Annotated in this window: 24 protein-coding genes, 1 tRNA gene and 1 pseudogene; 12 read left to right on the top strand and 14 right to left on the bottom strand. The window is 67.4% G+C overall.

Translation table 11 applies throughout. The features are described 5' to 3' along the window. Positions 1–14 precede the first annotated feature (14 nt). Positions 15–527 carry a hypothetical protein gene (locus AC0IZJ_RS01560; RefSeq protein WP_471845946.1) on the bottom strand — a complete coding sequence of 171 codons (513 nt, stop codon included), beginning with the start codon at positions 525–527 and terminating at the stop codon, positions 15–17. 118 nt (positions 528–645) lie between these two features. Between AC0IZJ_RS01560 and AC0IZJ_RS01555 the strand changes: the two genes are divergently transcribed. Together AC0IZJ_RS01555 and AC0IZJ_RS01550 are read left to right on the top strand one after the other, a co-directional pair. Continuing rightward, positions 646–1,440 carry a transporter gene (locus AC0IZJ_RS01555; RefSeq protein ID WP_471845944.1) on the top strand — a complete coding sequence of 265 codons (795 nt, stop codon included), beginning with the start codon at positions 646–648 and terminating at the stop codon, positions 1,438–1,440. Between the two features lie 12 nt (positions 1,441–1,452). Then, entirely contained in the window at positions 1,453–2,991 is a 1,539-nt protein-coding gene (locus AC0IZJ_RS01550; protein WP_471845942.1) for a methyl-accepting chemotaxis protein, read from the top strand. A 3-nt stretch (positions 2,992–2,994) separates the two neighbouring features. Here AC0IZJ_RS01550 and AC0IZJ_RS01545 read toward each other — a convergent pair whose 3' ends face one another. Further along, entirely contained in the window at positions 2,995–4,128 is a 1,134-nt protein-coding gene (locus tag AC0IZJ_RS01545; RefSeq protein WP_471845940.1) for a beta-ketoacyl-ACP synthase III, read from the bottom strand. Positions 4,129–4,220: 92 nt separating this feature from the next. Here AC0IZJ_RS01545 and AC0IZJ_RS01540 point away from each other — a divergent pair, with 92 nt between their 5' ends. The 3 genes and pseudogenes from AC0IZJ_RS01540 (at position 4,221) to AC0IZJ_RS01530 (ending at position 7,695) form a co-directional block, all read left to right on the top strand. Further along, positions 4,221–5,531, top strand: coding sequence for a DUF3422 family protein (locus AC0IZJ_RS01540; protein ID WP_471845938.1), 1,311 nt, complete (start codon positions 4,221–4,223; stop codon positions 5,529–5,531). Between the two features lie 39 nt (positions 5,532–5,570). After that, positions 5,571–6,173, top strand: a pseudogene (locus AC0IZJ_RS01535) (GDP-mannose pyrophosphatase); the annotation flags it as partial. Between the two features lie 544 nt (positions 6,174–6,717). Then, positions 6,718–7,695: a GMP reductase gene (locus AC0IZJ_RS01530; protein WP_471845936.1), complete on the top strand. Its 978-nt coding sequence runs from the start codon at positions 6,718–6,720 to the stop codon at positions 7,693–7,695. A 77-nt stretch (positions 7,696–7,772) separates the two neighbouring features. Here the strand turns inward: AC0IZJ_RS01530 and AC0IZJ_RS01525 are convergent, their stop codons facing one another. The 3 genes from AC0IZJ_RS01525 to AC0IZJ_RS01515 are packed head-to-tail and all read right to left on the bottom strand — an operon-like array spanning position 7,773 to position 10,013. Next, positions 7,773–8,849: an ATP-binding protein gene (locus tag AC0IZJ_RS01525; RefSeq protein ID WP_471845934.1), complete on the bottom strand. Its 1,077-nt coding sequence runs from the start codon at positions 8,847–8,849 to the stop codon at positions 7,773–7,775. After that, positions 8,846–9,553, bottom strand: coding sequence for a response regulator transcription factor (locus AC0IZJ_RS01520; RefSeq protein ID WP_471845932.1), 708 nt, complete (start codon positions 9,551–9,553; stop codon positions 8,846–8,848). The genes AC0IZJ_RS01525 and AC0IZJ_RS01520 overlap by 4 nt, the downstream gene beginning before the upstream one ends. Before the next feature lie 28 nt (positions 9,554–9,581). Beyond that, the gene (locus AC0IZJ_RS01515; RefSeq protein ID WP_471845930.1) at positions 9,582–10,013 is read right to left on the bottom strand and encodes a hypothetical protein; all 432 of its coding nucleotides are present in this window, start codon (positions 10,011–10,013) and stop codon (positions 9,582–9,584) included. A gap of 170 nt (positions 10,014–10,183) precedes the next feature. Here AC0IZJ_RS01515 and AC0IZJ_RS01510 point away from each other — a divergent pair, with 170 nt between their 5' ends. Next, a complete protein-coding gene (locus AC0IZJ_RS01510; protein WP_471845928.1) occupies positions 10,184–13,000 on the top strand; it encodes a valine--tRNA ligase in 2,817 nt (938 codons plus the stop codon). Here AC0IZJ_RS01510 and AC0IZJ_RS01505 read toward each other — a convergent pair. Continuing rightward, positions 12,994–13,938, bottom strand: a complete 945-nt coding sequence (locus AC0IZJ_RS01505; RefSeq protein WP_471845926.1) for an NAD(P)-dependent oxidoreductase — start codon at positions 13,936–13,938, stop codon at positions 12,994–12,996. The two genes, AC0IZJ_RS01510 and AC0IZJ_RS01505, sit on opposite strands and share 7 nt — an antisense overlap. Before the next feature lie 85 nt (positions 13,939–14,023). On the opposite strand from AC0IZJ_RS01505, the gene galU reads away from it, so the two are divergent. Then, positions 14,024–14,917, top strand: coding sequence for a UTP--glucose-1-phosphate uridylyltransferase GalU (gene galU, locus AC0IZJ_RS01500; RefSeq protein WP_471845924.1), 894 nt, complete (start codon positions 14,024–14,026; stop codon positions 14,915–14,917). A gap of 122 nt (positions 14,918–15,039) precedes the next feature. Here galU and AC0IZJ_RS01495 read toward each other — a convergent pair whose 3' ends face one another. Genes AC0IZJ_RS01495 through cysM form a run of 3 tightly spaced genes read right to left on the bottom strand, consistent with a single transcriptional unit; the run spans position 15,040 to position 16,698 of the window. Next, positions 15,040–15,267, bottom strand: coding sequence for a sulfurtransferase TusA family protein (locus AC0IZJ_RS01495; RefSeq protein ID WP_471845922.1), 228 nt, complete (start codon positions 15,265–15,267; stop codon positions 15,040–15,042). Between the two features lie 4 nt (positions 15,268–15,271). Continuing rightward, positions 15,272–15,805, bottom strand: a complete 534-nt coding sequence (locus AC0IZJ_RS01490; protein WP_471845920.1) for an NUDIX domain-containing protein — start codon at positions 15,803–15,805, stop codon at positions 15,272–15,274. Next, positions 15,802–16,698 carry a cysteine synthase CysM gene (cysM, locus tag AC0IZJ_RS01485; protein WP_471845918.1) on the bottom strand — a complete coding sequence of 299 codons (897 nt, stop codon included), beginning with the start codon at positions 16,696–16,698 and terminating at the stop codon, positions 15,802–15,804. Before cysM ends, AC0IZJ_RS01490 begins: the two co-directional genes overlap by 4 nt. Before the next feature lie 88 nt (positions 16,699–16,786). Here cysM and AC0IZJ_RS01480 point away from each other — a divergent pair. After that, positions 16,787–16,871: transfer RNA gene (locus AC0IZJ_RS01480), tRNA-Leu, on the top strand. Positions 16,872–16,958: 87 nt separating this feature from the next. Next, a complete protein-coding gene (locus tag AC0IZJ_RS01475) occupies positions 16,959–17,537 on the top strand; it encodes a rhomboid family intramembrane serine protease (protein WP_471845916.1) in 579 nt (192 codons plus the stop codon). A gap of 7 nt (positions 17,538–17,544) precedes the next feature. Here the strand turns inward: AC0IZJ_RS01475 and AC0IZJ_RS01470 are convergent, their stop codons facing one another. Beyond that, the gene (locus AC0IZJ_RS01470) at positions 17,545–18,405 is read right to left on the bottom strand and encodes an SDR family oxidoreductase (protein ID WP_471845914.1); all 861 of its coding nucleotides are present in this window, start codon (positions 18,403–18,405) and stop codon (positions 17,545–17,547) included. Positions 18,406–18,475: 70 nt separating this feature from the next. On the opposite strand from AC0IZJ_RS01470, the gene AC0IZJ_RS01465 reads away from it, so the two are divergent. The 3 genes from AC0IZJ_RS01465 (at position 18,476) to AC0IZJ_RS01455 (ending at position 21,364) form a co-directional block, all read left to right on the top strand. Next, positions 18,476–19,495: a CDP-6-deoxy-delta-3,4-glucoseen reductase gene (locus AC0IZJ_RS01465; RefSeq protein WP_471845912.1), complete on the top strand. Its 1,020-nt coding sequence runs from the start codon at positions 18,476–18,478 to the stop codon at positions 19,493–19,495. A gap of 1 nt (position 19,496) precedes the next feature. Then, a complete protein-coding gene (locus AC0IZJ_RS01460) occupies positions 19,497–20,225 on the top strand; it encodes a 2OG-Fe dioxygenase family protein (protein WP_471845910.1) in 729 nt (242 codons plus the stop codon). 83 nt (positions 20,226–20,308) lie between these two features. Then, on the top strand, positions 20,309–21,364 hold the full coding sequence (locus tag AC0IZJ_RS01455) for a Leu/Phe/Val dehydrogenase (protein WP_471845908.1): 1,056 nt from the start codon (positions 20,309–20,311) through the stop codon (positions 21,362–21,364). A 128-nt stretch (positions 21,365–21,492) separates the two neighbouring features. Here the strand turns inward: AC0IZJ_RS01455 and AC0IZJ_RS01450 are convergent, their stop codons facing one another. The 4 genes from AC0IZJ_RS01450 to AC0IZJ_RS01435 all read right to left on the bottom strand — a co-directional run bounded on the left by AC0IZJ_RS01450 (position 21,493) and on the right by AC0IZJ_RS01435 (position 25,140). Then, on the bottom strand, positions 21,493–22,206 hold the full coding sequence (locus tag AC0IZJ_RS01450; protein ID WP_471845906.1) for an ABC transporter ATP-binding protein: 714 nt from the start codon (positions 22,204–22,206) through the stop codon (positions 21,493–21,495). Between the two features lie 116 nt (positions 22,207–22,322). After that, positions 22,323–23,108, bottom strand: coding sequence for an ABC transporter ATP-binding protein (locus tag AC0IZJ_RS01445; protein ID WP_471845904.1), 786 nt, complete (start codon positions 23,106–23,108; stop codon positions 22,323–22,325). Positions 23,109–23,121: 13 nt separating this feature from the next. Next, the gene (locus AC0IZJ_RS01440) at positions 23,122–24,204 is read right to left on the bottom strand and encodes a branched-chain amino acid ABC transporter permease (protein WP_471845902.1); all 1,083 of its coding nucleotides are present in this window, start codon (positions 24,202–24,204) and stop codon (positions 23,122–23,124) included. Positions 24,205–24,216: 12 nt separating this feature from the next. Continuing rightward, complete coding sequence (locus tag AC0IZJ_RS01435) at positions 24,217–25,140, bottom strand: branched-chain amino acid ABC transporter permease (RefSeq protein ID WP_471845900.1); 924 nt, start codon at positions 25,138–25,140, stop codon at positions 24,217–24,219. Positions 25,141–25,337: the final 197 nt, after the last annotated feature.

The raw sequence follows: 25,337 nt of genomic DNA, 5'->3' as shown, positions 1-25,337 counted from the left end.
AGGCCCGCAGCCGTTCAGACGCCGCCGAACTCTATGCGCAGCACGTATTGCATGGTGCACGGCTTGCCGTCGCAGACGGCGGGCTTGAACGGCGTGCGCGCCAGCACGCTGGCTGCGAAGCGGGCGAAGTCGGCGTCCACCTTGCCGAAGGTCTGCGCGTGCTGCACCTTGCCGCTGCTGTCCACATCGACCACGATCGCCAGCCGACCCAAGGGGAAGCCTCGTTCCGCACCGATGTGCAGCGTCGTCATGACGGGCAGCAGGCCGTTCGCCGGGAAGGGCGGCTCGTCGGCCTCGGGCATGCCCTCGTAGTTCGCACGCACGAGTGCCTTCTCCTTGGCGTCCAGCTCGGCGTAGCGCCGGTTGAGCGGCAAGCCCTGGCTTGTCATCGCCGCGCGACCGAAGCGGGTACCCGTCTCCTCGACCCGGAGCTCGAACTGCTTTCGCGGCAGGTCCGCTGCGGCAGCGACTTGAACGCAGGCCGTGAGCAGGCAGACGGCCATCACTCGACCAAGATGGAAAGACATGGACACCCTCCCCGGGTTTGATCTGTTCAACGGCCGGCACGATAGCGCAGGCCTGTCGCCAAGCGGAAGAGGCTCCGCTAGAGTGGGCCGCTAGCTGAACCGAACGAGGGAGTCCGCCGTGAAGACCCGTGCCGCGCTGCTGCAAGGATTGTTGGCCATCTCCCTCACCGCCCCCGCCTGGGCCGAGGACGAGCCCATCGCCACCGACCGTCCGGACTTCGTCGAGTCCAGCGACGTGGTCGGCAAGGGCCGATGGCAGATCGAGACGAGCCTGGCCTCGGAACGCGACCGCATGGGCAGCGTGAAGACGCGGCTGACCAGCACGCCCACGCTGTTGCGCATCGGCCTTGGCGAAACCTGGGAGCTGCGCTTCGAGACGGACGGCCGGCTGCGGCTGCGCTCCGAGGAGGCCGGCGTCACGGCGCGCGAGCGCGGCTGGTCTGACTTGTCGGTGGGCGTCAAGTGGCACCAGCGCGATGGTGATGAGGAAGCCGGCATGCCGGGGATGGGTTGGCTGCTGCACGTGGACATGGATAGCGGCTCGGGCGCCTTCCGCGGCCAGGGCCTGCGGCCGTCGCTGCGCTTTGTGGCCGAGTGGGAGTTCGCCGGTGGCTGGTCGGCCGGGTTGATGCCCGGCCTTTACAGGGACCGCGACGACGACGGCCGGCATTTCGTCGGCGCCATCCTGGCCGGCGTCGTCGGCAAGTCCCTGACGGAACAACTGCGCGGCTTCGTCGAGCTGTCCGGCCAGCAGCTGGCATCACGGCGCCACGGCGGCAGCGTCGTCACGCTGGACGCGGGCCTGGCCTATCTGCTGGAGCGCAACCTGCAGGTGGACGTGGCGGTGTCTCGCGGCATCAACAAGAACGCGCCGGACCTGGGCTTAACGGTGGGCCTGTCGGCCCGCTTCTGACGAGGAGCGACGATGAATCTCAACATCCGCCAGCGCCTGCTGGCGCTCAGCCTGATGGGCCTGTCGTTCGTGCTGTTGGTCGGCCTGGTGGGCTACCTGGCGCTGGGCACGCTGTCGAGCACGGCCGAGGCGGTGGCGAGAACCAACGCGGCGCTGCGCTCGCAACTGGAGGCGGACATGATGCATGACGCCCTGCGCGGAGACGTGCTGCGTGCGGTGCTGGGCGGGCTCAAGGGCCAGGCATCCGAGTTGACCGACGTGCAAAAGGACATCGCCGAGCACACCAAGGAGTTCCGCGAGCACATGGAGGCGTTGAGCTCCCTGTCCCTCAGCCCGGCCATCTCCGACACCATCGCCAAGACGCAGACGCGGCTCAACGCCTACATCACCAGCGCCAACGAGGTGGTCAAGCTCGCCGGCAGCGACCTGCCCGCGGCCGAGGCGCGGTTGCCAGCCTTTGGCGAGGCCTTCAAGGCGCTGGAGACGGACATGGAGCGCTTGAGCGACCTGATCCAGGCTTTTGCCAAGGAGACCGACGCGACCGGTGCGGCCTCGGCTGCGCGGGCGAAGCTGCTGTTGATTGCGGCGGCCGTCGCAGGTGCGGCGCTGCTGCTGGGCTTCAATCTCGTGGCGGCGCGCAGCATCACCCAGCCGCTGGAGCGCGCCGTCAGCCACACGCAGACGGTGGCGGGCGGCGACCTCAGCCATCACATCGAGGGCCATACACGGGACGAGACCGGTCACCTGCTGTTGGCCTTGCAGCAGATGGGCAGCAACCTCGCCAACATCGTCGGCCAGGTCCGCTCCAGCGCCGACTCCATCGCCACCGGCTCGGCGGAGATTGCCACCGGCAGCGCCAACCTCAGCCAGCGCACCGAGGAGCAGGCCAGCAGCCTGGAGCAGACCGCCTCGGCCATGGAGGAACTGACGGCGACCGTGAAGAACAACGCCGCGACGGCCCAGCGCGCCACCGAACTGGCGCGATCTGCAGCAAGCGTTGCCGAGCGCGGCGGCGCCGCAGTGGACGAGGTCATCCACACGATGGGCGACATCTCGGCCAGTTCCAAGCGCATCGCCGACATCATTGGCGTCATCGACGGCATTGCCTTCCAGACCAACATCCTGGCGCTGAACGCCGCCGTCGAGGCCGCGCGGGCCGGCGAGCAGGGGCGCGGCTTTGCGGTCGTCGCGTCGGAAGTGCGCTCGCTTGCCGGCCGCTCAGCAGACGCAGCCAAGGAGATCAAGAGCCTCATCGGCAGCAACGTCGAGCGGGTCGAGGCGGGTTCGGTGCAGGTGGGCCGCGCCGGCGAGACGGTGCGCAGCATCGTCGTGGAGGTCGGCAAGGTCAGCGACCTGATCGCCGAGATCAGCACGGCCAGCAGCGAGCAGAGCCAGGGCATAGGCCAGGTGGGCTCCGCGGTCACCATCCTGGACCACATGACACAGCAGAACGCTGCGCTGGTGGAGGAAAGCGCGGCGGCGGCAGAAAGCCTGAAGGACCAGGCTGCGCGGCTGGCTGACCTGGTGGCGCAGTTCAGGCTGCCGCGTTGACTGTCAGCGTTTCTTGACGACGACGCTGCCGATCGAATAGCCGGCGCCGAAGGAACAGATGACGCCGGCATCGCCCGGCTTCAGGTCCGCACGGTGATGGTGGAAGGCAATGATGGACCCGGCAGATGCCGTGTTGGCGTACTCGTCCAGGATCAGCGGCGCTACTTCGCTGCCGGCATCGGCGCCGACAAGCTTCTTGATGACGAGCTGGTTCATGCCCTGGTTGGCCTGGTGCAGCCAGTAGCGGCGCACCTGCGTCGGCTCCAGCCCCAACTTGCCCAGATGCGCCTCGATGTGGGCGGCTGCCATGGGCACCACTTCCTTGAACACCTTGCGACCCTCCTGATAGAAGGTCAGGTCGCGGTCGCTCGGGTCGCGGTCCTCGGCACGGTTCATGAAGCCGAAGTTGTTGCGGATGTTGCTGCTGAACTGCGTGGCGAGCTGGGTGCCGAGGATCTCCCACTGGTCGGCGCCGGTCGCCGTTTCAGCACGCTCGACGATGAGGGCTGTGCAGACGTCGCCAAAGATGAAGTGGCAGTCGCGGTCGCGCCATTCCAGGTGGGCGGAGGTGATCTCGGGGTTCACCACCAGCACGCACTTGCTCGCGCCCGAGCGCACGGCGTTGAAGGCCTGCTCCAGCGCAAAGGTGGCCGACGAACAGGCGACATTCATGTCGAAGCCGTAGCCGCCGGCGCCAAGTGCCTGTTGGATCTCGACAGCCATGGCCGGGTAGGCGCGCTGCATGTTGGCGCTCGAGCAAAGCACGGCGTCCACGTCTGCGCCGGTCTTGCCCGCCTGCTGCAAAGCCTGGCGGGCCGCGTCGGCGGCGATCTCGGCCATCAGCGAGATTTCGTTGTCGCCGCGCGGCGTGAAGCGCGGGTACATGCGCGTCGGGTCCAGCACGCCGGCCTTCTCGACGACGTAGCGCTGCTTGATGCCCGACGCTTTTTCGATGAACTCGACGCTCGAGTGCGTCAGCGCCGCCCGCTCGCCGGCAGCGATCGCCTCGGCGTGCTCGGCATTCTGCAGGTCGGCATAGGCGTTGAAGGCCTCGACGAGTTCCGCATTGGTGATGACATGGGGTGGGCGGTACAGGCCGGTGCCGCTGATGACGACGGGCGGGAATGAAGCTTGCATATTGATGACGGAAGCCGCCGCCTGTTGAAGTACGAAGCCTCAAATTTTATAGAGCCAGGTTGGTGCCCTCACTACGCACTAGCCTGGGGACCATGAACGAAGACAGCCTGCTACCGCCCGACGACGCCCTGCGCCTGACGTTGCACAACGAGGTGCACGCCCGCCCGCCGGCGCGCATCCGCCTGCCGGCCGTCATCGTCCACATCGCCGTGCTGAACGACGGCATCAGCCGCGCCGACGAGCATGCTCACCTGAAGCGCCTTCCCGGCCAGCACGAACTGGCCGAGGACGCGCTGCACGCCAACTTCCTGCGCCTGCGCTGCGGCGAGTTTTCGATGAAGTGGGAGCGCCATGCCGAGTTCACGCGCTACTCGGTCGTGCAGCCGCTGCCGGCGGATGCCGAGGCCAGCGCGCAGACGCTGGACGCGCTGGCGCTGCGCGTGCCGGGCGACTGGCTGAGCCGCATCCCGGGGCGAACGTTCGCCGCGATCAAGCTGGTCATGATCGAGCGGCCACTGACCTTCACGCCCAGCGCGCTGGCCGAGGCGCAGGCCTGGTTCGGCGCACACGCCGTCGTCGCGTCGACCATGGGCGGGCATTCGCTGGTGGTGACCGACTTCTGCCTGCGCGCCAGCGGCTTCGAGCACATCGTCGTCATGGCCGAGCCGGGCACGCCCGAGACGCGCGCCGGCCGCATCTGCCAGCGGCTGCTGGAGCTGGAAACCTACCGCCTGATGGCCTTGCGCGGCCTGCCTGCGGCCAAGGCGCTCAGCGCCACGCTCGCCGAGGTGGAGGCGACGCTGGCGGCCATCACGGCGCGGCTGGAGCAACGCGGGGCATCGGAGGCGGAGCTGCTGGACGACCTCATCTCGACGGCCGCGCGCATCGAGCACGCAACGGCGGAGCACCAGTACCGCTTCGGCGCGACGCAGGCCTATCACGCCATCGTCCAGACGCGCCTGGGCGAGCTGCACGAGGGCAAGGTGGCCGGCACACAGACGCTGGGCGAGTTCATGCAGCGGCGGCTGTCGCCGGCCATCGCGACCGTGAGTGCGACGGCGCAGCGGCTGAGCAGCCTGTCCCAGCGCATCTCTCGCGCCAGCGCGCTGCTTCGCACGCGGGTGGATATCGCCACCGAGGCGCAAAACCAGCAATTACTGGCCCAGCTGGGCGACGGTCAGCGCACCCAGCTGCGCATGCAGGCGACGGTGGAGGGCCTGTCGCTGGCCGCCATCACCTATTACGTCGTCAGCCTGCTGCTCTACTTCTTCAAGGCACTGAAGGCTGAGGGCTGGTTGCCGTTCAGCCCGGAACTGGCGGCCGGCGTGGCCATTCCGGTCGTGCTGCTGACCGTCTGGCAGATGACGCGTCGCATCCACCGCAAGTTCTTCAGTCACCCCTGAGGGCGAGCAGGCATCATTGATTGCCAAACCTGGAAGCCCATGCCCACATCGCCCGAATCCCGCATCGTCAATCTCCCGCTTTCCGACCGCGTCCGCGTGCAGCACGTGAACCTGCTGTCAGACAACTGGTACACGCTGAAGACCACCCGCTTCGACTTCCTGCGCAGCGATGGCCAATGGCAGACCCAGGACCGCGAAACCTACGACCGCGGCAATGGCGCCTGCATCCTGCTCTATCAACGGGCGCGCCGCCGGGTGCTGCTGACGCGGCAGTTCCGCTACCCGGTGTTCGTGAACGGCTGGCAGCAGTTGATGACCGAAGCCGTGGCCGGGCTGCTGGACGAAGCCGACCCGGTCAGTTGCATCCGCGCCGAGGCTGAGCAGGAGGCGGGCGTGCAGGTGCGCGAACCGCAGGCGCTCTTTGAGGCCTATATGAGCCCGGGCTCGGTGACCGAGAAGCTGCACTTCTTCGCCGCCGAGTACGAGGATGCCGATCTCGTGAGCGAAGGTGGCGGGCTGCTCGACGAAGGCGAGGACATCGCCCGCTTCGAGCTGGGCTTTGACGAGGCCATGCGCCAAGTCGAGGCCGGGGAGATCGTCGATGCCAAGACGATCATGCTGCTGCGGTGGGCCGAGCGGCATGTGTTCGGCCCGCCGGTGCGGCAAGGGCCGCTGCTGGTCTTCATCGCGGGCCCCTACCGCAGCGGCACGGGCGACCGCGAAGATGCCATCGCCGCCAACGTCAAGGCCATGCAGGACGCCGCCGTGCAGGTCGCCGAACTGGGCCATGTGCCCCTGCTGGGCGAGTGGGTCACGCTGCCGTTGATCGAGGCCGCCGGTGGCCAGCGTGGCGATGCCGTCTGGGACCGCTTCTTCCACCCGCACGCGCAAGCCGTGCTGGAACGCTGCGACGTGCTGCTGCGCATCGGTCGCGAATCGGCCGGCGCGGACATGATGGTCAAGGCCGGATTGGCGCGCGGCCTGGCCGTCCACTACGGACTTGAAAGCCTGCAGTCCCTGACTGCCACTGCAGTTGCGTAGAATCAATCACCGGGCCCAAATTTTGGCGTCCGGTTTTTTTGCCCGCTCGAAAAGCGGACGAAAAACAGCCGGCAGAGCCAAGTCAAGCGCTCGCAGCCCAGGCGCGCACTGCAATAACGCGCGCCGTAACTTGCGAACTTGAACCATGGAAATCTTCGACTACGACAACATCCTGCTGCTGCCGCGCAAATGCCGCGTGGAGAGCCGCTCGGACTGCGACACCTCGGTGCAATTCGGCCCGCACCGCTTCCGCCTGCCGGTGGTGCCCGCCAACATGAAGACCGTGGTGGACGAGCCCATCACCGAGCTGCTGGCCCGCGAGGGCTACTTCTATGTGATGCACCGCTTCGACCTGGACAGCCTGGCCTACGCCAAGGCGATGCGTGACAAGGGGCTGCTCGTGTCCCTGAGCGTGGGGGTGAAGGGTGCTGACTTCGAACTCGTCGACCGCCTGGCGGCCGAGGGCGTGGGCGCGGACTACCTGACCATCGACATCGCCCACGGCCATGCCGAAAGCGTGCAGCGCATGATTGCCCACATCAAGCAGAAGCTGCCCGAGGCCTTCGTTATCGCCGGCAACGTCGGCACGCCCGAAGGCGTCATCGACCTGGAGAACTGGGGCGCGGACGCGACCAAGGTCGGCGTCGGCCCGGGCAAGGTCTGCATCACGCGGCTCAAGACCGGCTTCGGCACCGGCGGCTGGCAGCTGTCCGCGTTGAAATGGTGCGCCCGCGTGGCCACCAAACCCATCGTGGCCGACGGCGGCATCCGCCACCACGGCGACATCGCCAAGAGCGTGCGCTTCGGCGCGTCCATGGTCATGATCGGCTCGCTGTTCGCCGGCCACGAGGAATCCCCCGGCACGACGGTCGAGGTCGATGGCAAGCGCTTCAAGGAGTACTACGGCTCGGCCTCGGACTTCAACAAGGGCGAGTACCGGCACGTGGAAGGCAAGCGCATCCTGGAGCCGGTCAAGGGCCGGTTGGTGGACACGCTGCGCGAAATGGAAGAGGACCTGCAGAGTTCCATTTCCTACTCAGGCGGTACGCAGCTGGCTGACCTGAAAAAAGTGAACTACGTGGTGCTGGGGGGTGAGAACGCGGGTGAACATTTGTTCATGTGACCCGAAGGGGCACCGAGCGCGAAGCGCGATGCCCGCGTTCCGGCGAGCCCGTAGGGCGCAGCCAGAACGCGGGCAACTCAGCGCAACGTCACGGCCGCCTCAAAACCCGGCTCGGCGTTGCGCAGCTCCAGCCGGCCGCCGTGGGCCTCGGCCACCAGCCGGCACAGGCAAAGCCCCAGGCCGACGCCGCCACCATGGCGCGTGCGGGCCTCGTCGGGCCGATAGAAAGGCTGGCCCAGTTGCGGCAGCGCATCCGGCGGCACGCCGGGACCGAAGTCGCGCACGCTCAGGCGCACGCCGTTGCCCTGTCGTGCCAGCGTGACTTGCACCGCACCACGCGCTGCATCGTTGTGGCGCAGCGCGTTCTGCACGAGGTTGCGCAGGCACAGTTGCGCGCGCAGCCGGTCCAGCTTCAGCATGGGCAGGTCCGGCGCTATGTGCAGTTCAACGCCCGGCTGCGCCTGCTCTCGCGCCAGCTCGGCGACATCGCAGTCTGACAGTTGCAATGCTTGATGCCCGCTGCCCAGCCGCTCGCTCTCCAGCAGCGCACTGATGAGGTCACGCATCTGCGCCAGTTCGTCCAGCAGCGCGTCACGCGACTCACCCTCGCCCACCATCTCGGCGTGCAGGCGAGCGCGCGTCAACGGGCTGCGCAGCTCGTGGCTGATGGCCAGCAGCAGCGCACGCTTGCCGTCCAGCATGGCCTGGATGTCGGCGGCCATCTGGTTGAAACGCAACGCGAGGTCGCCGATCTCGTCGCGGTGGATGACCGGTACGCGGTGCGAGAACTGCCCGCGCCCAAAGGCCTCGGCGCCGATGGCGAGCGCGTGCAAGGGCCACACCATGTGGCGGATCATGCCGAAGGCCAGGCCCGTGACGATGAGCAGCGCCGGCACGGCCCACAGCAGGCCATAGGCGCTGCCCTCTGAGCCCCAGAGGATGGCGCTGCTGGCCAGAGCCAGCAGAAAGAAGACGGCGATCAGTCGGGCTCCGAGCGAGTGGTTGAACTGACGGTGATGCCGGTGCCAGCGCTGGTGCCAGCGATGCCGCGCCCGCCAGCGCCACTCGCGGTCGCGGCTGAAGCGCTGGGCGCGCTTCTTCTGCTGACGCTCGCAGCGCTCCCGCCATTGGTGGTCGTAGGGGTGGTGCCTCATGATTTCCCTGGCAAGGCAAAGCAGTAGCCGGCGTTGCGAAGCGTCTTCAGCGCCGCCAGTGGCTCCAGCTTGCGACGCAGGCGGCTCACCAGGATGTCGACGGCGCGTGTGAACAGCTCGGCCTCCTGGCCACGCAGCCGGTTCAGGATGTCGTCGCGCGAGAACACGCGGCCGGGTTCACGGGCCAACAGCAACAGCAGTTCGTACTCCGTGCCGGTCAGCTCGACGAAGCCGTTCGCGCATTTAACTTCGCGGCGGGCGGTGTCTATCTCCAGTCCCTCGAAGCAGAGCTTGTTCGCAGCTTGCGCAACGGCGGTCACCGCCGGCGCCAATCGCGTGCGGCGCAGGATGGTCTGCAGCCGGGCGGCCAGCTCGCGCGGCTCGAAGGGCTTGGGCAGGTAGTCGTCGGCGCCCAGCTCCAGGCCGACGACGCGGTCGGTCAGGTCCCCACGCGCGGTCAGCATCAGCACGGGGATATCGCACCAGGGTTCGCTCCCGGCACGCAGCCGCTTGCAGAACTCGAAGCCGTCCATCTCCGGCAGCATGCCATCGAGGATGAGCGCATCGAAGCGCTCGGCGGCGAGCCGCGCCACGGCGGCACTGGGCCGAGTGACGGCTTCGAGCTTGAAGTCGAAGCGGGCCAGGTATTGCGTCAGCGGGCCGGCCAGCGCTTCGTCGTCGTCAATCAGCAGCAGTCGGTGCATCGCAAAAGATTGTGCCCGGGCACGCGCATCAGGCCTGATACGGGTCGCGACTGAAGCGCCGCATCATGAAGCGCAGCACCTGGCGTTGCTCGGCGTCCAGCGAGTCGAAGAAGTCAGCGAAGGCGGTAACGAGGCCCGGGCCGGCGGCGCGCAGCGTGTCGAGTTTGGCGTCGAACAACTGCTGGGCCGGGCTGCGGGCGAACTGCTCTTCAGCGAAGAGGCTGGCCAGCTCCGGCCCGTCGACAAGACTCTTCAGCGCGTCGCGCTGCTGCTGGAGTTGGTCGAGCCAGGCGGCGAAGCGGCGCTGCTGGCCGTCGTCCAGCTCCAGCTTGGCACCGACTCGGGCCAGGAGGAGATGGGCAAAGCCATCAGCATGATGGCCGAGATGATGGCCATGATGGCCGTGGCCAAAGTGATGGCGAAATTCGTGGTGCGCGTGCCAGCGGCGAAAAAAGTTCATGGCGTGCTCCGGGGCTCGTCGAGCCTTCGTTGGGATGGCACTGATGATTCCGGGCTGCCCTGCGCAGAGCATCTCGACGCGGTATCGCCAGGTTTCGTTTTGTATCGACCGGCAGGGGCGCCCCGTAAAATCGTCGGCCCAGCCCACAGCCCGCCCAGCCGAGACAGCCCGTGACCGAACTCGCCAAGTCCTTCGAACCCGCCGCCCTGGAAGCCCACTGGGGTCCGAAGTGGGAGGCCGCCGGCCTGTACGAGCCGACGCTGGACCCGGCCAAGCCGTCCTTCAGCATCCAGCTGCCGCCGCCCAATGTGACGGGCACGCTGCACATGGGCCACGCCTTCAACCAGACGGTGATGGACTCACTGACGCGCTACCACCGCATGAAGGGCGACAACACGCTGTGGGTGCCCGGCACGGACCACGCCGGCATCGCCACGCAGATCGTCGTCGAGCGCCAGCTGCAGGCCGCGGGCCAGAACCGCCACGACCTGGGGCGCAAGAACTTCGTCGCTCGCGTGTGGGACTGGAAGCAGGAATCCGGCAACACCATCACCAGCCAGATGCGCCGGCTGGGCGACTCGGTGAGCTGGGGTCATGAGTACTTCACGATGGACGAGAAGCTCTCGACCGTCGTCGTCGAGACCTTTGTTCGGCTGTTCGAGGAAGGCCTGATCTACCGCGGCAAACGCCTGGTGAGCTGGGACCCGGTCCTGCAGTCCGCCGTCTCGGACCTGGAGGTGTCGTCCGAAGAGGAAGACGGCTCGCTGTGGCACATCCGCTATCCGCTCGCTGATGGCAGCGGCTCGGTCGTCGTGGCCACCACGCGGCCCGAGACCATGCTGGGCGACGTGGCGGTCATGGTCCACCCCGAGGACGAGCGCTACGCGGCGCTGATCGGCAAGCTCGTCAAGCTGCCGCTGACCGACCGCGAGATCCCGGTGATTGCCGACGACTACGTGGACCGCGAGTTCGGCACCGGCGTCGTCAAGGTCACGCCCGCGCACGACACCAACGACTACGCCGTCGGCCAGCGCCACGGCCTGCCCATGATTGCGGTGCTGGATCTGCAGGCCCGCATCAACGACAACGCCCCCGAGACCTACCGCGGCCTGGACCGCTTCGTCGCCCGCAAGCGCGTCGTCGCCGACCTGGAGGCGCAAGGCCTGCTCGTCGAGGTCAAGAAGCACAAGCTGCAGGTGCCGCGCTGCGAGCGCACCGGCCAGGTCATCGAGCCGATGCTGACGGACCAGTGGTTTGTCGCCACCACCAAGCCCGGCGCGGACGGCAAGAGCATCGCCACCAAGGCCATCGAGGCCGTAGAAACGGGGGCAGTCAAGTTCCATCCCGAGCAGTGGGTCAACACCTACAACCACTGGATGGGCAACCTGCAGGACTGGTGCATCTCGCGCCAGCTGTGGTGGGGCCACCAGATCCCGGCCTGGTACGGCACGGGCGGCGAGCTGTTCGTCGCGCGCAGCGAGGACGAAGCGCAAGCCCGCGCCAAGGCCGCCGGCTACCTGGGCGAGTTGACCCGCGACCCGGACGTGCTGGACACCTGGTACTCGTCGGCGCTGGTGCCCTTCTCGACGCTGGGCTGGCCCGAGAAGACGCTGGAGCAGGAGCTGTTCCTGCCGTCATCCGTGCTCGTGACCGGCTACGACATCATCTTCTTCTGGGTCGCCCGGATGATCATGATGACGACCCACTTCACCGGCCAGGTGCCGTTCAAGGACGTCTACATCCACGGCCTGGTGCGCGACTCGCAGGGCCAGAAGATGAGCAAGAGCGAGGGCAATGTGCTGGACCCGGTGGACCTGATCCAGGGCGTCGACCTCGACACGCTGATCCAGAAATCCACGCAGGGCCTGCGCAAGCCCGAGACGGCGCCGAAGGTCGCCGCCCGCGTGAAGAAGGAGTTCCCCGAAGGCATGCCGGCCTACGGCGCGGACGCACTGCGCTTCACGATGGCCAGCTACGCGAGCCTCGGCCGCAACATCAACTTCGACACCAAGCGCTGCGAGGGCTACCGCAACTTCTGCAACAAGCTCTGGAACGCGACGCGCTTCGTGCTGATGAACACCGAAGGCCAGGACTGCGGCCTGGCGCACGAGCAAGGCGCCTGCCCGCCGGGCTACATGAAGTTCAGCCCCGCCGACCGCTGGATCAGCAGCGAGCTGCAGCGCGTGGAGGCTGCCGTCGCCGAAGGCTTTGCCGAGTACCGCCTCGACAACGTGGCCAACGCCGTCTACAGCTTCGTCTGGGACGAGTACTGCGACTGGTACCTGGAAATCGCCAAGGTGCAGATCCAGACCGGCGACGAGAGCCAGCAGCGCGCCACCCGCCGCACGCTGATCCGTGTGCTTGAGACCACGCTGCGCCTGCTGCACCCGGTGGCACCTTTCATCACCGAGGAGCTGTGGCAGACCGTCGCGCCGGTGGCCGGCCGCAAGACGACCGACTTCATCGGCCAAGCCGGTTATCCCATCGCCCAGCCCGAGCGCATCGACGCCAACGCCGATGCGTGGATGGCCCAACTCAAGGAAGTCGTCAGCGTCACGCGCAGCCTGCGCAGCGAGATGAACCTCAGCCCGAGCGACCGCGTGCCGCTGCTGGTGGGCGGCGATCTTTCCTTCCTGTCCCAGGCGGCCGCCGTGCTCAAGGTGCTGGCCAAGCTCAGCGCCGTCGAGCTGATCGCCGACGAGGCGGAGTTCGCCCGGCAGAGCGCCACATCGCCGGTGCTGGTGCACGGCGCCGCCAAGCTGGCACTGAAGGTCGAGATCGACGTCGAGGCGGAACGCGCCCGGCTGACGAAGGAAGCCACGCGCCTGGAGGGCGAGGTCGTCAAGGCCGAGGCCAAACTGGGCAACGAGAGCTTCGTCGCTCGCGCGCCGGCTGCCGTCGTCGAGCAGGAGCGCGCCCGCGTGGCGGGCTTCAAGGAGACGGTGGCGCGGCTGCGCGAGCAGTTGGCTCGGCTGCCCGCTCAGTAATAGATGTCCGCCTTGGCGGGTGGCTTGGCGCCACCTGCCGGCGGGCTCAGCAGCACGTCGATGCCGCGCGCCACGGCCCAGGCCGCGCGCACGCGGGACTCGCGCGTCGTGCCGGCCAGCCTCGGCGTGACCTGAAGGTTGGCCATGCCATGCAAGGGTCGGCCGGACTCCAGCCAACCCGGCTCCAGGCTGTCGAACCACGCCGCCCGCAGCCGGCCACCGCGCAGCGCCTGCGCCAGCGCCGCCTCGTGCACCAGGCCCGACTGGCTCAGGCCGACGATGACCTGGCCCGGCCGCGCGACCTCCAGCTGACGCTCGCCGACGATGCCGCGGTAACGGTCGTAGTAGGGCAGCAGCAGCGCGAGGCCGTCGCTCTGCTCCATCAGCAGGCTCAGGCTCATCGCCTCGATGCCCCAGCGCGTCCAGGTCGCGTCGCTCGGGTGCACGGCGGGGTCGTAGCCGACGACGCGCGTGCCAAAGGCATGCAGCAGCTGGGTCAGCACCTGGGCGGCGGGCGTCAGGCCCAGCACGCCGATGGTCGAGCAGCCCAGCTCGCGGCCGACCTTGAGGCCGTCGCTGCCCTCCACAGGCACGCGCCGGAGCAGGCTCAGCAGCGCGCCGACGGCGAACTCGGCCTCTGCGCTGGCAGTCGACGCCTGCGAACGCACGACCTCAACTCCAGCCTTGCGGCAGGCCTCGACGTCAATGTTCTCCATGCCGCCGCTAGCCCGGCCGATGGCACGCAGCACAGGTGCGCTGCGCAACAGTTGGGCATCGATGCGCACCTCGGGCGGTGCGACCAGCGCGCGGGCGTCCTGCAAGGCCTCGACCAGGCCCTCGAAATCGCCGACGAGCTCAGGCGCGAAACGGGCATCGTGCCGCTCGCCAAGCCATTGCACGACATCGGCTTCCAACGGTTCCAATATCAGGACGGACATGCGCTCTTTGTGGCCAACTCAAGGGTCAAAACCGTCACACCCCGCGTGACACAATCGTTTTGCTCTTGTCCAAACCAGTGTACCCATGGCCTCTTCGTCCAAATCGCCGATCACCAAAGCCATCTTCCCGGTCGCAGGTCTGGGCACGCGTTTCCTGCCGGCCACCAAGGCTCAGCCCAAGGAAATGCTGCCTGTCGTCGACAAGCCGCTGATCCAGTACGCGGTCGAGGAAGCCTATGAGGCCGGCGTGCGCGAAATGATCTTCGTGACCGGCCGCCACAAGCGCCCCATCGAAGACCATTTCGACATGACCTTCGAGCTGGAAGTCGCGCTGGAGAACTCCGGCAAGCAGGACCTGCTGGACGTGGTGCGCAGCGTCAAGCCCGACGACATGCAGTGCATCTACGTGCGCCAGGCCCAGGCCCTGGGCCTCGGTCACGCTGTGCTGTGCGGACAGCGACTGGTGGGCAACGAGGCCTTTGCCGTGCTGCTGGCGGACGATCTGATGGTCGGCCCCACGCCGGGCCGCGGCATCCTGAAGCAGATGGTGGAGCAGTTCGCCGACTGGCGCGCTTCCATCCTGGCCGTGCAGGAAGTGCCGGCCGAACACACGCGCCGTTACGGCATCGTCGCCGGCACGCAGGTCAACGACAACCTCGTCGACATCACCCGCATCGTCGAGAAGCCCGCCCCCGAGGACGCGCCGTCACGCCTCGGCGTGGCCGGCCGCTACATCCTGACGCCAGGTGTCTTCCACGAGATCGCCAACCAGTCGCGCGGCGTGGGCGGCGAGATCCAGCTCACCGACGGGATCGCCGGCCTGTTGCGCCGCGAGAAGGTGTTTGCCTACCGCTACGAAGGCAAGCGCTACGACTGCGGCAGCAAGGAAGGTTTCCTGCAGGCCAACGTCGAGCTGGCCCTGAGCCACCCGCAACTCGGCCCGGGCTTCAAGGAATTCCTGCAGGGCTTGAATCTATAAAGCTTTGCGGGACAGACCGATCGAGCGTAGCGAGTAGCTCTGTCCTCAACTGATCAAAAAGCTTTGCGGAACAGACCGATCGAGCGCAGCGAGTAGCTCTGTCCCCAACTGATCAGGCTTGATCAGCGCCGGCGCAAGACATGGATGAACTCGGCGCCAGCAGTCTCCTGCTGGACGAGTTCATTGCCCGTCTGACGCGCAAAGGCCTGGAAATCGCGCATTGAACTGGGGTCGGTCGCGACAACGCGCAGCAGGTCGCCGCTGAGCATCTCGGCCAGGGCCTTCTTGGCCTTGAGGATGGGCAGGGGGCAGTTCAGGCCCCGGGTGTCGATCTCGCGTTGGACGTCCATCGAATCATTCTCGCTTCAGGTCGAGCCATTTGGGCTCAATGCCCTTGGACCGCAGCCACGTTGCGAGGGCTTGGCCCGTGCCCTGTGGCCAGCATTGCACCTTCTCGGGTGCGATGAGCTTGTATTCGATCAGCTCGGGCGACAGCTTGATCTCGCCGCTCGCCGCTGCGTGATACGCAATGATGATCTGGTTCATGCGCTGGAAGTCCCAGACGCCGAGCAGGCTCAGGGACTGAACCTCCAATGATGTCTCCTCAGCAATCTCGCGCCGTATGCCGTCCTCGGGCGACTCGCCGGCCTCCAGGAAACCGGTGATCAGCCCGAAGAATCGCCCCGGCCAGGCGGCGTTGCGGGCCAGCAGCACCTGGCCTTCGCGGTCCGTGCATTCGATGACCGCCGCCAGCACCGGCGTCGGGTTGTTCCAGTGTGTAAAGCCGCAAGCAGCGCAGCGCAGGCGCTCCTTGTCGCCGCCGTCCTCGGCTTGCGTGATCAGCGCCAGTTCGCCGGCACAGTCCGGGCAGAAGCGGTAAGGCTTCATGCAGGAAACACGCCGGTCGACAGATAGCGGTCGCCGCGGTCGCAGACGATGAAGGCGATGGTCGCGTTCTCCACCTGTCGCGCGATCTGCAGTGCCACCCAGCAGGCGCCTGCCGCCGAAATGCCGGCAAACAAGCCCTCCTCAGCCGCCAGCCGCCGCGCCATGTCTTCGGCATCGCTTTGGCTCACCAGCACCAGTTCATCAACGCCGGTCGGGTCGTAGATCTTGGGCAGATAGGCCTCGGGCCATTTGCGGATACCGGGGATGCGCGAACCCTCGGCCGGCTGGGCGCCGACGATGCGCACGGCCGGGTTCTTCTCCTTCAGGAAGCGCGACACGCCGGTGATGGTGCCGGTGGTGCCCATGGCGCTGACGAAGTGGGTGATGCGCCCACCGGTGTCCTTCCACAGCTCGGGGCCGGTGGTCTCGTAATGGGCGCGCGGGTTGTCGGCGTTGGCGAACTGGTCCAGCACCCGGCCCCTGCCTTCCCCGGCCATCTGTTCGGCCAGGTCACGCGCGTATTCCATGCCGCCGGTCTTGGGCGTCAGCACAAGTTCGGCACCAAATGCCTTCATCGTCTGCGCACGTTCGATGGACAGGTCCTCCGGCATGATCAGCACCATGCGGTAGCCGCGGATGGCCGCGGCCATGGCCAGCGCAATGCCGGTGTTGCCCGAGGTCGCCTCGATCAGCGTGTCGCCGGGCTTGATTTCGCCGCGCTCCTCGGCGCGCTTGATCATGCTGATGGCGGGGCGGTCCTTCACCGAGCCGGCCGGGTTGTTGCCTTCGAGCTTGGCCAGGATCACGTTGCCGCGCGCGTCGGCACCCAGCAAGCGTTGCAGGCGCACAAGCGGCGTCGCGCCAATGACGTCTTCGAGGGTCGGATAGTTCATGGCGAGCGATTGTGGCAGCGGGAGCGAAACCTCTGCCTTGTCGAGTGCATAATCCGCCCCTCGCTGCAACGGCGAGAAGTGTCCGATGGCCCGGGTGGCGAAATCGGTAGACGCAGGGGACTCAAAATCCCCCGCCGCAAGGTGTGCCGGTTCGAGTCCGGCCCCGGGCACCAAAGGACACGCAGCCCCTGGCATACTTAAAACGGTAAGCACCGGCCTCTCCGGTGCAGGCGCCCTCTGCGGGCGCACAGCTGCGATTCATGCCGCCTCTGCCTACGGTCACCAAAGCCTTCCTGCTGGCTTGTGTTGGCTTCTTCTGCTTCTTCGAGCTCTTCCCTCGCCTGGCGCTCTGGTTCGAGCTGTGGCCGCTGGCCTCCGGCCTGTTCATGCCGTGGCAGTTGTTGACCTACGCCTTCCTGCACGGCGATTTCACGCACCTGCTGTTCAACATGCTGGGCCTGTGGATGTTCGGCGGGGAACTGGAGCGCGTCTGGGGCCCGAAGCGCTACACGCAGATCCTGGTGGCCAGCACGCTCACTGCGGCCGTCGTGCAGTTGCTGTTCACATGGGCCATCGGCGCCAATTCACCAACGGTCGGTGCCTCGGGCGCAATCTTCGGGCTGCTGCTGTCGTTCGGGATGTTGTTCCCCAACCGCATCATCGTGCCGCTGATCCCACCCATCCCGATGAAAGCGAAATACTTCGTCGCGATCTTCGGTGGGCTGGAGCTGATCCTCGGCTTCAGCCGCTCCAGCGGTGTTGCCCATTTCGCTCACCTGGGCGGCATGCTGGGCGCGTGGCTGCTGATCCGCCACTGGCGCTCGTCCAGGCGCCGCTGAAACGGAGTTAAAGGCCCTCGCGAGGCGTGGGGTAGCGCAGAGCCAGCCGCAGCTCGCGCTTGAGCCGCGCGTTGCTCAGGCGGCGTGACTCGCTCCAGAAGCTCAGCTGCATCGCGCCCATGCGCTCGGCGGCCTGCTCGCGCGTGATGCGCTCGGGCCGCGACAAACCGCTGAGTTCGGCGGCCAGATCGAAGTAGTCGCCCATCATCAGCTGGCTGTCATCGCAAACGTTCACCGCCCGCTGCGGCAGACCGCGCAGCAGCGCCAGCACGCAGGCGCGGGCCAGGTCGTCGGCGTGGATGTGGTTGGTGAAGACATCGTCCTCGCGCCTGAGCACCGGCGTGCCACGCGCCAGGCGTTCTCGCGGATGGCCGCCTTCGCGGTCGCGGGCGTAGATGCCGGGAATGCGCAGCAGGCTCACCCGCGTGCCATGGCGGCGACCGAAGGCGCGCAGCTGCGCCTCGGCGTCGACCCGGCGGCGTGCGCGATCGGTGGCTGGGTTCAGCGCGCGGGTCTCGTCGATGAAGGCGCCGCCGCAGTCGCCGTAGACGCCGGTCGTGCTGCCGTAGACCAGGGCCTGCGGCGGCTTGAGCGCGAGTGCGGCCAGCAGATTGCGCGTGCGTTCGTCGATGCTGCCATCGCGCGCCGGCGGAGCCAGATGCAGCACCAGGTCGGCCAAGCCAGCCAGCCGCCTCAGCGTCCCGGGCTCGTCCAGGTTGCCCAGCAGCGGCACTGCACCAGCCGCTCGCAGCGCAGCGGCACGCGCCGGGCTGGACGTCAGCGCGAACACGCGCCAGCGGCCCGCCAGCGCCTTCAGCACACGCAGGCCGACATCTCCACAGCCGATGATCAAAAGTCGCTGTCTCATGCCTCGGGCAAAATGCGGCGCAGTCTACGGCCCCGGACTCCTCAGCGGGGCCGCTTGCTTTTCAGAGCCCATGTCCCACCAGATCACCATCCAGCCCGCCGGCCGCGTCTATCACACCGAGGGCGATGACACCCTGCTTGCGGCGGCCATCCGCAACGGCGTGGGCCTGCCCTATGGCTGCAAGGACGGCGCCTGCGGCTCCTGCAAGAGCAAGCTGCTCGAGGGCGCGGTCATACACGGCAACCACCAGCCCAAAGCCCTGTCGGCCGAGGAAGAAGCCGCGGGCTTCGTGCTGACCTGCTGCGCGCGGCCGCAGACCGACTGCACCGTCGAAGCTCGCACTGTGCCCGGCGCCGGCGAATTCCCGGTGCTGAAGCTGCCCACGCGCGTGGCCGCCATGCTCAAGCCGGCGCCCGACGTGGCCGTGCTGACGATGCAACTGGCCGCCAACCAGAACTTCCAGTTCCGCGCCGGCCAGTACGTCGAGTTCATCCTGCGCGACGGCTCGCGCCGCAGCTACTCGATGGCCAACGCGCCGCACACCCTGCCCGGTCAGATCGAGCTGCACATCCGCCACATGCCCGGCGGCAAGTTCACCGACCACGTCTTCGGCGCGCTCAAGGAGAAGGACATTCTGCGCATGGAAGGCCCCTTCGGCAGCTTCTTCCTGCGCGAGGACAGCGACAAACCCATCGTGCTGCTGGCCAGCGGCACCGGCTTCGCGCCGATCAAGGCCATCGTCGAGCGGGCGCGGCACATCGGCTCGCAACGGCCGATGGTGCTGTACTGGGGCGCGCGCAAGCAGGCCGATCTCTACCTGAACGACTGGATCACGCAGATCGCTTCGGAATGGCCGCAGCTGACGTATGTGCCGGTGCTGTCCGAACCCGATGAGGCCTGGACCGGGCGTACCGGCTTCGTCCATCGCGCCGTCATGCAGGACCTGCCTGACATGAGCGGCCATCAGGTCTACGCCTGCGGCGCGCCCATCGTCGTCGACTCGGCGCACAAGGACTTCGTCGCGCAGTGCCAGTTGCCGGAGGGCGAGTTCTACGCCGATGCGTTCACGTCCGAAGCGGACAAGCACTGAGATGTTCGAGCCGCCGTGGACTGATCCGAGCGACCTCGTCGGTTCGCTGCAACGTGATGGCGAGGCCGTCATCGCGCCGCATGCGCTCGGCGCGCTCGGGGTGTCGGCGACTGATCTCGACACCCTGAAGCCCTGCTGGGACGATCTGCCGCCCGATGGTTATCTCAAGGATGGTGGCCGCTATCGCTTCCGCCGCCATGGCTGCTTCGTTGCCGACGGCGGCGCGCTGACGCTGACACCGCACCGCGCCCACTGGCAGCCGCTGGACTACAACGCGCTGCACGGCGGCATCCAGCGCTGGTATGTGCCGCTGGCCCAGGAGATGGCCACATCGCCGGCCTGGGCCGCGTTGCTGCTGGGCCTGGCCCGGGCCGCATCGGCGCTGAAGGGGGAGCAGCCCTGGTTCATCGAGGCCCACCCGTTTCGCATCGACACCAGCGACGGCATCGGCCGGCCGACGCCGGAAGGCGCGCACCGCGACGGCGTCGACCTGGTGGCCGTGCTGCTGGTGTCCCGCCATTCGATCAAGGGCGGCGAGTCGCGCGTGTTCCAGGCCACCGGCCCGGCCGGCCAGCGCTTCACGATGACCGAGCCCTGGACGCTGCTGCTGCTGGACGACGCCCGCGTCATCCACGAGACAACGCCCATCCAGCCGCTGGTTGCAGGCGAGCGCGGCTGGCGCGATACCTTGGTCATCACCTTGCGAAGCGGCGGTTTCCAGGGTCCCTGACACGTCGCCGCCTACACTGGCAACGGCCGCGCCAAAAGCGTGGCCGTTCTTCTTTCACTGCCGCGCCAAAAGCGCCGAACGTCATGAACCCGACCTCTCTTTTCGGCCTGCCCGAGCAGACCGCGCATGAACGCGTGCTGCTCGCCACCGACCCGGCCACCGGCCTCAAGGCCATCCTCGCCGTGCACAGCACCGCGCGCGGCCCGGCCTTCGGCGGCTGCCGCCTCTGGCACTACGACTCCGACGCCGCCGCGCTGAACGATGCACTGCGCCTGTCCCAGGGCATGAGCCTGAAGAACGCGCTGGCCGACCTGCCCTTCGGCGGTGGCAAGGCGGTCATCCTCAAGCCACCCGGCGCCTTCGACCGCTCTGCCCTGTTCGCTGCCTTCGGCCGCGCCGTGCAATCGCTGGGCGGCGCCTACATCACTGCCGAGGACGTCGGCACGACGACCGCCGACATGCGCGGCCTGCAGGCCGTGACGCCCTATGTGAGCGGCATCCCGCGCGATGGCGCCTTTGGTGGCGATCCCAGCCCCAAGACAGCCTGGGGCGTGTTCGTGTCCATCCAGGCCGGCGCCCGCCTTGTGCTGGGCCGCTCCTCGCTTGAGGGCGTGCGCGTCGCGCTGCAGGGCCTGGGCGCGGTGGGCTGGCATCTGGCGGAGTTCCTTCACGCGGCCGGCGCGAAGCTCGTGGTGGCCGACGTCGACGCGGCCAAGGTCGAGCGCGCGGTGGCGAAGTTCGGCGCGGTCGCCGTCAGCGTCGCCGACATCCTGGCAGCCGACGTCGACGTGCTGGCGCCCTGCGCCCTGGGCGCGTCGCTGAACGAGCACACCGTGCCCGCCGTCCGCGCCCTCCTCGTCGCCGGGGCCGCCAACAACCAGCTCGCCACGCCCGCCGACGGCGACGCCCTGCACAGGCGCGGCATCTGCTACCTGCCCGACTACCTGGTCAATGCCGGAGGCATCATCAGCGTGGCCCGGGAGTACCGCGGCGAAGGCGAGGAAGCGGCCGTGATGGCCGAGGTCAGCCGCATTGCCGAGCGCGTCGAAGAATTGCTGCAGCGCGTGCAAACGGCTGACTCGACGCCGGCACGTGTCGCAGACGACTGGGCGCGCAGCAAGCTGGTGCGGCCCACCTGAGCATCAAATAAAACGCCTGGCGATGCCAGGCGTTTTTCCATCCAGCAGCCGCCGTGGAACTGGCTTTGCCAGGCCACTGTCGGCGCCCCTTGAGGGGGAAGCGCTTGAGCGCCTCGGGGGTGGGCGATCTACTCGCCGAGGTAGGCGGCGCGAACCTTGGGGTCGTTCAGCAGCGCGCTGCCCTCGCCCTCCATCGTGACCTCGCCCGACTCCATCACATAGCCGCGATTGGCCAGCTGCAGCGCACGGCTGGCGTTCTGCTCGACGAGCAACACCGTCACGCCCTGCTGGTGGATGTCGTTCACGACCTCGAAGATTTTGTCCACCATGATGGGCGACAGGCCCATGGACGGTTCGTCCAGCAGCAGCACCTTGGGCTTGGCCATCAGCGCGCGGCCCATGGCCAGCATCTGCTGCTCGCCACCGGACATGGTGCCGGCCAGCTGCCTGGCGCGTTCCTTCAGGCGCGGGAACAGCACGAAGACCTTGTCGATGTCGGCGTCGATCTCGGCGTCGCGGCGGTTGTAGGCGCCCATCTGCAGGTTCTCGACGATGGTCATGCGCGTGAACGTGCCACGGCCTTCCGGCACCATGACCAGGCCTTGCTTGGCCAGGTCCCAGGCGCCCTGGCCCTTGATGGCCTTGCCGAGGTATTCCACGCTGCCGGCGGCAATCGGCTGCAGGCCCGTGATGGCCTTCATCGTTGTCGTCTTGCCGGCACCGTTGGCGCCGATAAGGCTGACGAGTTCGCCCTCGCGCACTTCGAAGCTGACGCCCTTGACGGCCTGGATGCCGCCGTAGGCGACCTTGAGGCCGGAAACCTTGAGCAGAGTTGCTGCCATACCTATCACTCCAAATCGTGCATTGACCAGGCGGCGCCCGTGGAACTGGCTTTGCCAGGCCACTGGGTGCGCCCCCTTGAGCGGGAGCGCGAAGCGCTACGTGGGTGGGTCATCCGTCAATGGTTCTTGTGGCCAGCGCCGAGGTAGGCCTCGATCACCTTCTCGTTGCGCTGCACGTCGTAGGGCGTGCCTTCGGCGATCTGCTTGCCGTAGTCCAGCACCGTGACGCGGTCGCACAGGCCCATGACCAGCTTCACGTCGTGCTCGATGAGCAGGATGGTGCGGCCGTCCTTGCGGATGCGGTCGATGAGCTCGCGCAGCACGACCTTTTCTGTCGCGTTCATGCCGGCGGCGGGTTCATCCAGCGCGATGAGTTGCGGGTCGGTGGCCAGGGCGCGTGCGATCTCCAGGCGGCGCTGGTCGCCGTAGCTCAGCGTGCGCGCCTTGAACTCCGCATACTCGCCGATGCCGACGTAATCCAGCAGCTCCTGGGCCCGCGCCTTGATGGCGGCCTCCTCGGCCTTGAAGCCCGGCGTGCGGAAGATGGCGCCGACGAGGCCGGACTTGGTGCGGATGTGGCGGCCGACCATGACGTTCTCCAGCGCCGTCATGTCGGCGAAGAGGCGGATGTTCTGGAAGGTGCGCGCAATGCCGGCCTTGGCGACCTGATGCACGGCCTGCGGCTTGTAGGGCGTGCCGCCGAGCGTGAAGCTGCCGCCGTCCGGCACATAGAGGCCGGTGATGACGTTGAAGAAAGTCGTCTTGCCGGCGCCATTCGGGCCGATCAGGCCATAGACCTGCCCGCGCTGGATCTGGATGCCGACGTCGGACAGGGCCTGCACGCCGCCGAAGCGCTTGGACGCGCCGCTGACGTTGAGAACGATGTTGTCGTGTGTGGTCATGTTGTCGTCCTGCTCATTTCACGGCGGGCGTTGCCACCTTGCCGTGCTCGGGCGCGGGCCACAGCCCACGCGGGCGAACCAGCATGATGATGATCATGGCCGAGGCCACCAGCAACTGACGCAGGATGGAGGCGTCGATGCGGCCATCGGTCATGCTCTGGATGTCACCTGCCACGTAGCGCAGCACCTCGGGAAGAGCCGACAGCATCAGCGCGCCGAGGATGACGCCAGGGATGTGGCCGATGCCGCCCAGCACCACCATCGCGACGATCATGATCGACTCCTGCAGGCTGAAGGACTCGGGCGACACGAAGCCCTGGAAGCTCGCGAACATCGTGCCGGCCACGCCGCCAAAGGTGGCACCCATGCCGAAGGCCAGCAGCTTGAGGTTGCGGGTGTTGATGCCCATGGCCTTGGCGGCGATCTCGTCCTCGCGGATGGCCATCCAGGCGCGGCCGATGCGCGAGTTCTCGAGCCGGTAGCAGATCACCACGCTGGCCACGACGAGGGAGAGGAAGAGGTAGTAGTACAGCGTCACCGACGGCAGCGTGAAGCCGAACACCTCCCACGACTTGCCAAGGTCGACGCCGAAGAAGTGGAAGGAGTCGATCTGGCCGATGCCGCGCGGGCCGTTGGTCAGGTTGACCGGGTCCTCCAGGTTGTTCAGGAAGACGCGGATGATTTCACCGAAGCCGAGCGTGACGATGGCCAGGTAGTCACCGCGCAGCTTCAGCGTGGGCGCACCGAGCACGACGCCGAACAGCGCCGCGATGCCGGCCCCCACCGGGATGACCAGCCAGATCGGCGAGTGCAGCCCCTCGGGGAAGGCCGCCATGATGGCCTCGAAGTTCTGACTCAGGTGCGGGCTGGCCATCAGCGCGAACACATAGGAGCCGACGGCGTAGAAGGCGACGTAGCCGAGGTCCAGCAGGCCAGCGTAGCCGACGACGATGTTCAGGCCCAGGGCCAGCAGGACGTAGAGCAGGGCCAGGTCGATGATGCGCACCGGGCCGTTGCCGAGTTGCTGCGCAAACAGCGGCACGAGCAGCAGCCCCACGGCGGCGGCGAGGAAGGTGAAGAGCTTCTTGGATTGCATGGTGTTGCTCCGTCAGGCGCGGTCTGCGACACGTTCGCCGAGCAGGCCCGAGGGCCGCAGCGTCAGCACGAGGATGAGGGCCACGAAGGCAAAGATGTCGGCGTAGTGGCTGCCCAGCACGCCGCCCGTCAGCTCGCCCAGGTAGCCGGCGCCGATGGACTCGATGAGCCCGAGCAGCACGCCCCCCAGCACTGCGCCGGCCAGGTTGCCGATACCACCCAGCACCGCCGCCGTGAAGGCCTTCAGCCCGGGCATGAAGCCCATGGTGTGCTGCACGGTGCCGAAGTTGGCGGCCCACATGATGCCGGCCACGGCAGCCAGTGCAGCGCCGATGACGAAGGTGGTGGAGATGATGAAGTCGGGCTTCACACCCATCAGGCCGGCCACCCGCGGGTTCTCGGCGGTGGCGCGCATCGCGCGGCCCAGGCGGGTGAAGTTGACCAAGTACATCAGGCCCGACAGGATGACCACCGTGAGGCCCAGGATCAGGCACTGCGTGACCGTGATGACCGGGCCGCCCAGGTCGAAGGGCGTGGTGGGGAGCAGCAGCGGGAAGGGCTTGGGATTCGGCTTCCAGATGATCATGGCCAGCACCTGCAGCAGCAGCGACACGCCCATGGCGGTGATCAGCGGCGCCAGTCGAGGCGCATTGCGCAGCGGCCGGTAGGCGATCTTCTCGACCGCATAGTTCAGCGTCGCGCAGATGACGATGGCCGCGGACAGCCCGACCAGCATCAGCAGCCAGCCGGGCATGCCCGTGTCGGCCAGAAGCGTGACCAGCGTCCAGCTGACCATGGCCCCCACCATCAGGATCTCGCCGTGCGCGAAATTGATGAGGTTGATGATGCCGTAGACCATCGTGTAGCCCAGTGCGACGAGGGCGTACATGGCCCCCAGCACCAGGCCGTTGATGATCTGTTGAATGAGAGTCTCCATGGAGGGCCCCTGCTATTTGGTTGGGCGCAGCATGCGCCAAGCGACATGGACAAACCGCAACCCTCGTGCCAAAACGCGGTGGCAGCGGCCGTTCAAGGGTATTCACCGACGGTCTGAAACGTCCCGCCGTTTGATCCGTCCCACGGCTGCGGTCAAGGTCTGATTTCACGAGTGTCGGTCCTCGTTTCGTGGGCGGA

The organism is Roseateles sp. AC306, assembly GCF_979253795.1.
Note: the sequence above shows the minus strand (reverse complement) of the source record. Positions and strands in the feature narration are given on the sequence as shown.

Bases quoted from the DNA above. Each gene is read 5' to 3' on its own strand.
- AC0IZJ_RS01445 (WP_471845904.1), bottom strand. From the start codon at position 23,108: ATGACCACACACGACAACATCGTTCTCAACGTCAGCGGCGCGTCCAAG.
- AC0IZJ_RS01465 (WP_471845912.1), top strand. From the start codon at position 18,476: ATGTCCCACCAGATCACCATCCAGCCCGCCGGCCGCGTCTATCACACC.
- AC0IZJ_RS01460 (WP_471845910.1), top strand. From the start codon at position 19,497: ATGTTCGAGCCGCCGTGGACTGATCCGAGCGACCTCGTCGGTTCGCTG.
- AC0IZJ_RS01530 (WP_471845936.1), top strand. From the start codon at position 6,718: ATGGAAATCTTCGACTACGACAACATCCTGCTGCTGCCGCGCAAATGC.
- AC0IZJ_RS01520 (WP_471845932.1), bottom strand. From the start codon at position 9,553: ATGCACCGACTGCTGCTGATTGACGACGACGAAGCGCTGGCCGGCCCG.
- AC0IZJ_RS01505 (WP_471845926.1), bottom strand. From the start codon at position 13,938: ATGTCCGTCCTGATATTGGAACCGTTGGAAGCCGATGTCGTGCAATGG.
- AC0IZJ_RS01440 (WP_471845902.1), bottom strand. From the start codon at position 24,204: ATGCAATCCAAGAAGCTCTTCACCTTCCTCGCCGCCGCCGTGGGGCTG.
- cysM (WP_471845918.1), bottom strand. From the start codon at position 16,698: ATGAACTATCCGACCCTCGAAGACGTCATTGGCGCGACGCCGCTTGTG.
- AC0IZJ_RS01490 (WP_471845920.1), bottom strand. From the start codon at position 15,805: ATGAAGCCTTACCGCTTCTGCCCGGACTGTGCCGGCGAACTGGCGCTG.
- AC0IZJ_RS01525 (WP_471845934.1), bottom strand. From the start codon at position 8,849: ATGAGGCACCACCCCTACGACCACCAATGGCGGGAGCGCTGCGAGCGT.
- AC0IZJ_RS01495 (WP_471845922.1), bottom strand. From the start codon at position 15,267: ATGGACGTCCAACGCGAGATCGACACCCGGGGCCTGAACTGCCCCCTG.
- AC0IZJ_RS01475 (WP_471845916.1), top strand. From the start codon at position 16,959: ATGCCGCCTCTGCCTACGGTCACCAAAGCCTTCCTGCTGGCTTGTGTT.
- AC0IZJ_RS01470 (WP_471845914.1), bottom strand. From the start codon at position 18,405: ATGAGACAGCGACTTTTGATCATCGGCTGTGGAGATGTCGGCCTGCGT.
- AC0IZJ_RS01560 (WP_471845946.1), bottom strand. From the start codon at position 527: ATGTCTTTCCATCTTGGTCGAGTGATGGCCGTCTGCCTGCTCACGGCC.
- AC0IZJ_RS01455 (WP_471845908.1), top strand. From the start codon at position 20,309: ATGAACCCGACCTCTCTTTTCGGCCTGCCCGAGCAGACCGCGCATGAA.
- AC0IZJ_RS01540 (WP_471845938.1), top strand. From the start codon at position 4,221: ATGAACGAAGACAGCCTGCTACCGCCCGACGACGCCCTGCGCCTGACG.
- AC0IZJ_RS01435 (WP_471845900.1), bottom strand. From the start codon at position 25,140: ATGGAGACTCTCATTCAACAGATCATCAACGGCCTGGTGCTGGGGGCC.
- galU (WP_471845924.1), top strand. From the start codon at position 14,024: ATGGCCTCTTCGTCCAAATCGCCGATCACCAAAGCCATCTTCCCGGTC.
- AC0IZJ_RS01450 (WP_471845906.1), bottom strand. From the start codon at position 22,206: ATGGCAGCAACTCTGCTCAAGGTTTCCGGCCTCAAGGTCGCCTACGGC.
- AC0IZJ_RS01515 (WP_471845930.1), bottom strand. From the start codon at position 10,013: ATGAACTTTTTTCGCCGCTGGCACGCGCACCACGAATTTCGCCATCAC.
- AC0IZJ_RS01550 (WP_471845942.1), top strand. From the start codon at position 1,453: ATGAATCTCAACATCCGCCAGCGCCTGCTGGCGCTCAGCCTGATGGGC.
- AC0IZJ_RS01545 (WP_471845940.1), bottom strand. From the start codon at position 4,128: ATGCAAGCTTCATTCCCGCCCGTCGTCATCAGCGGCACCGGCCTGTAC.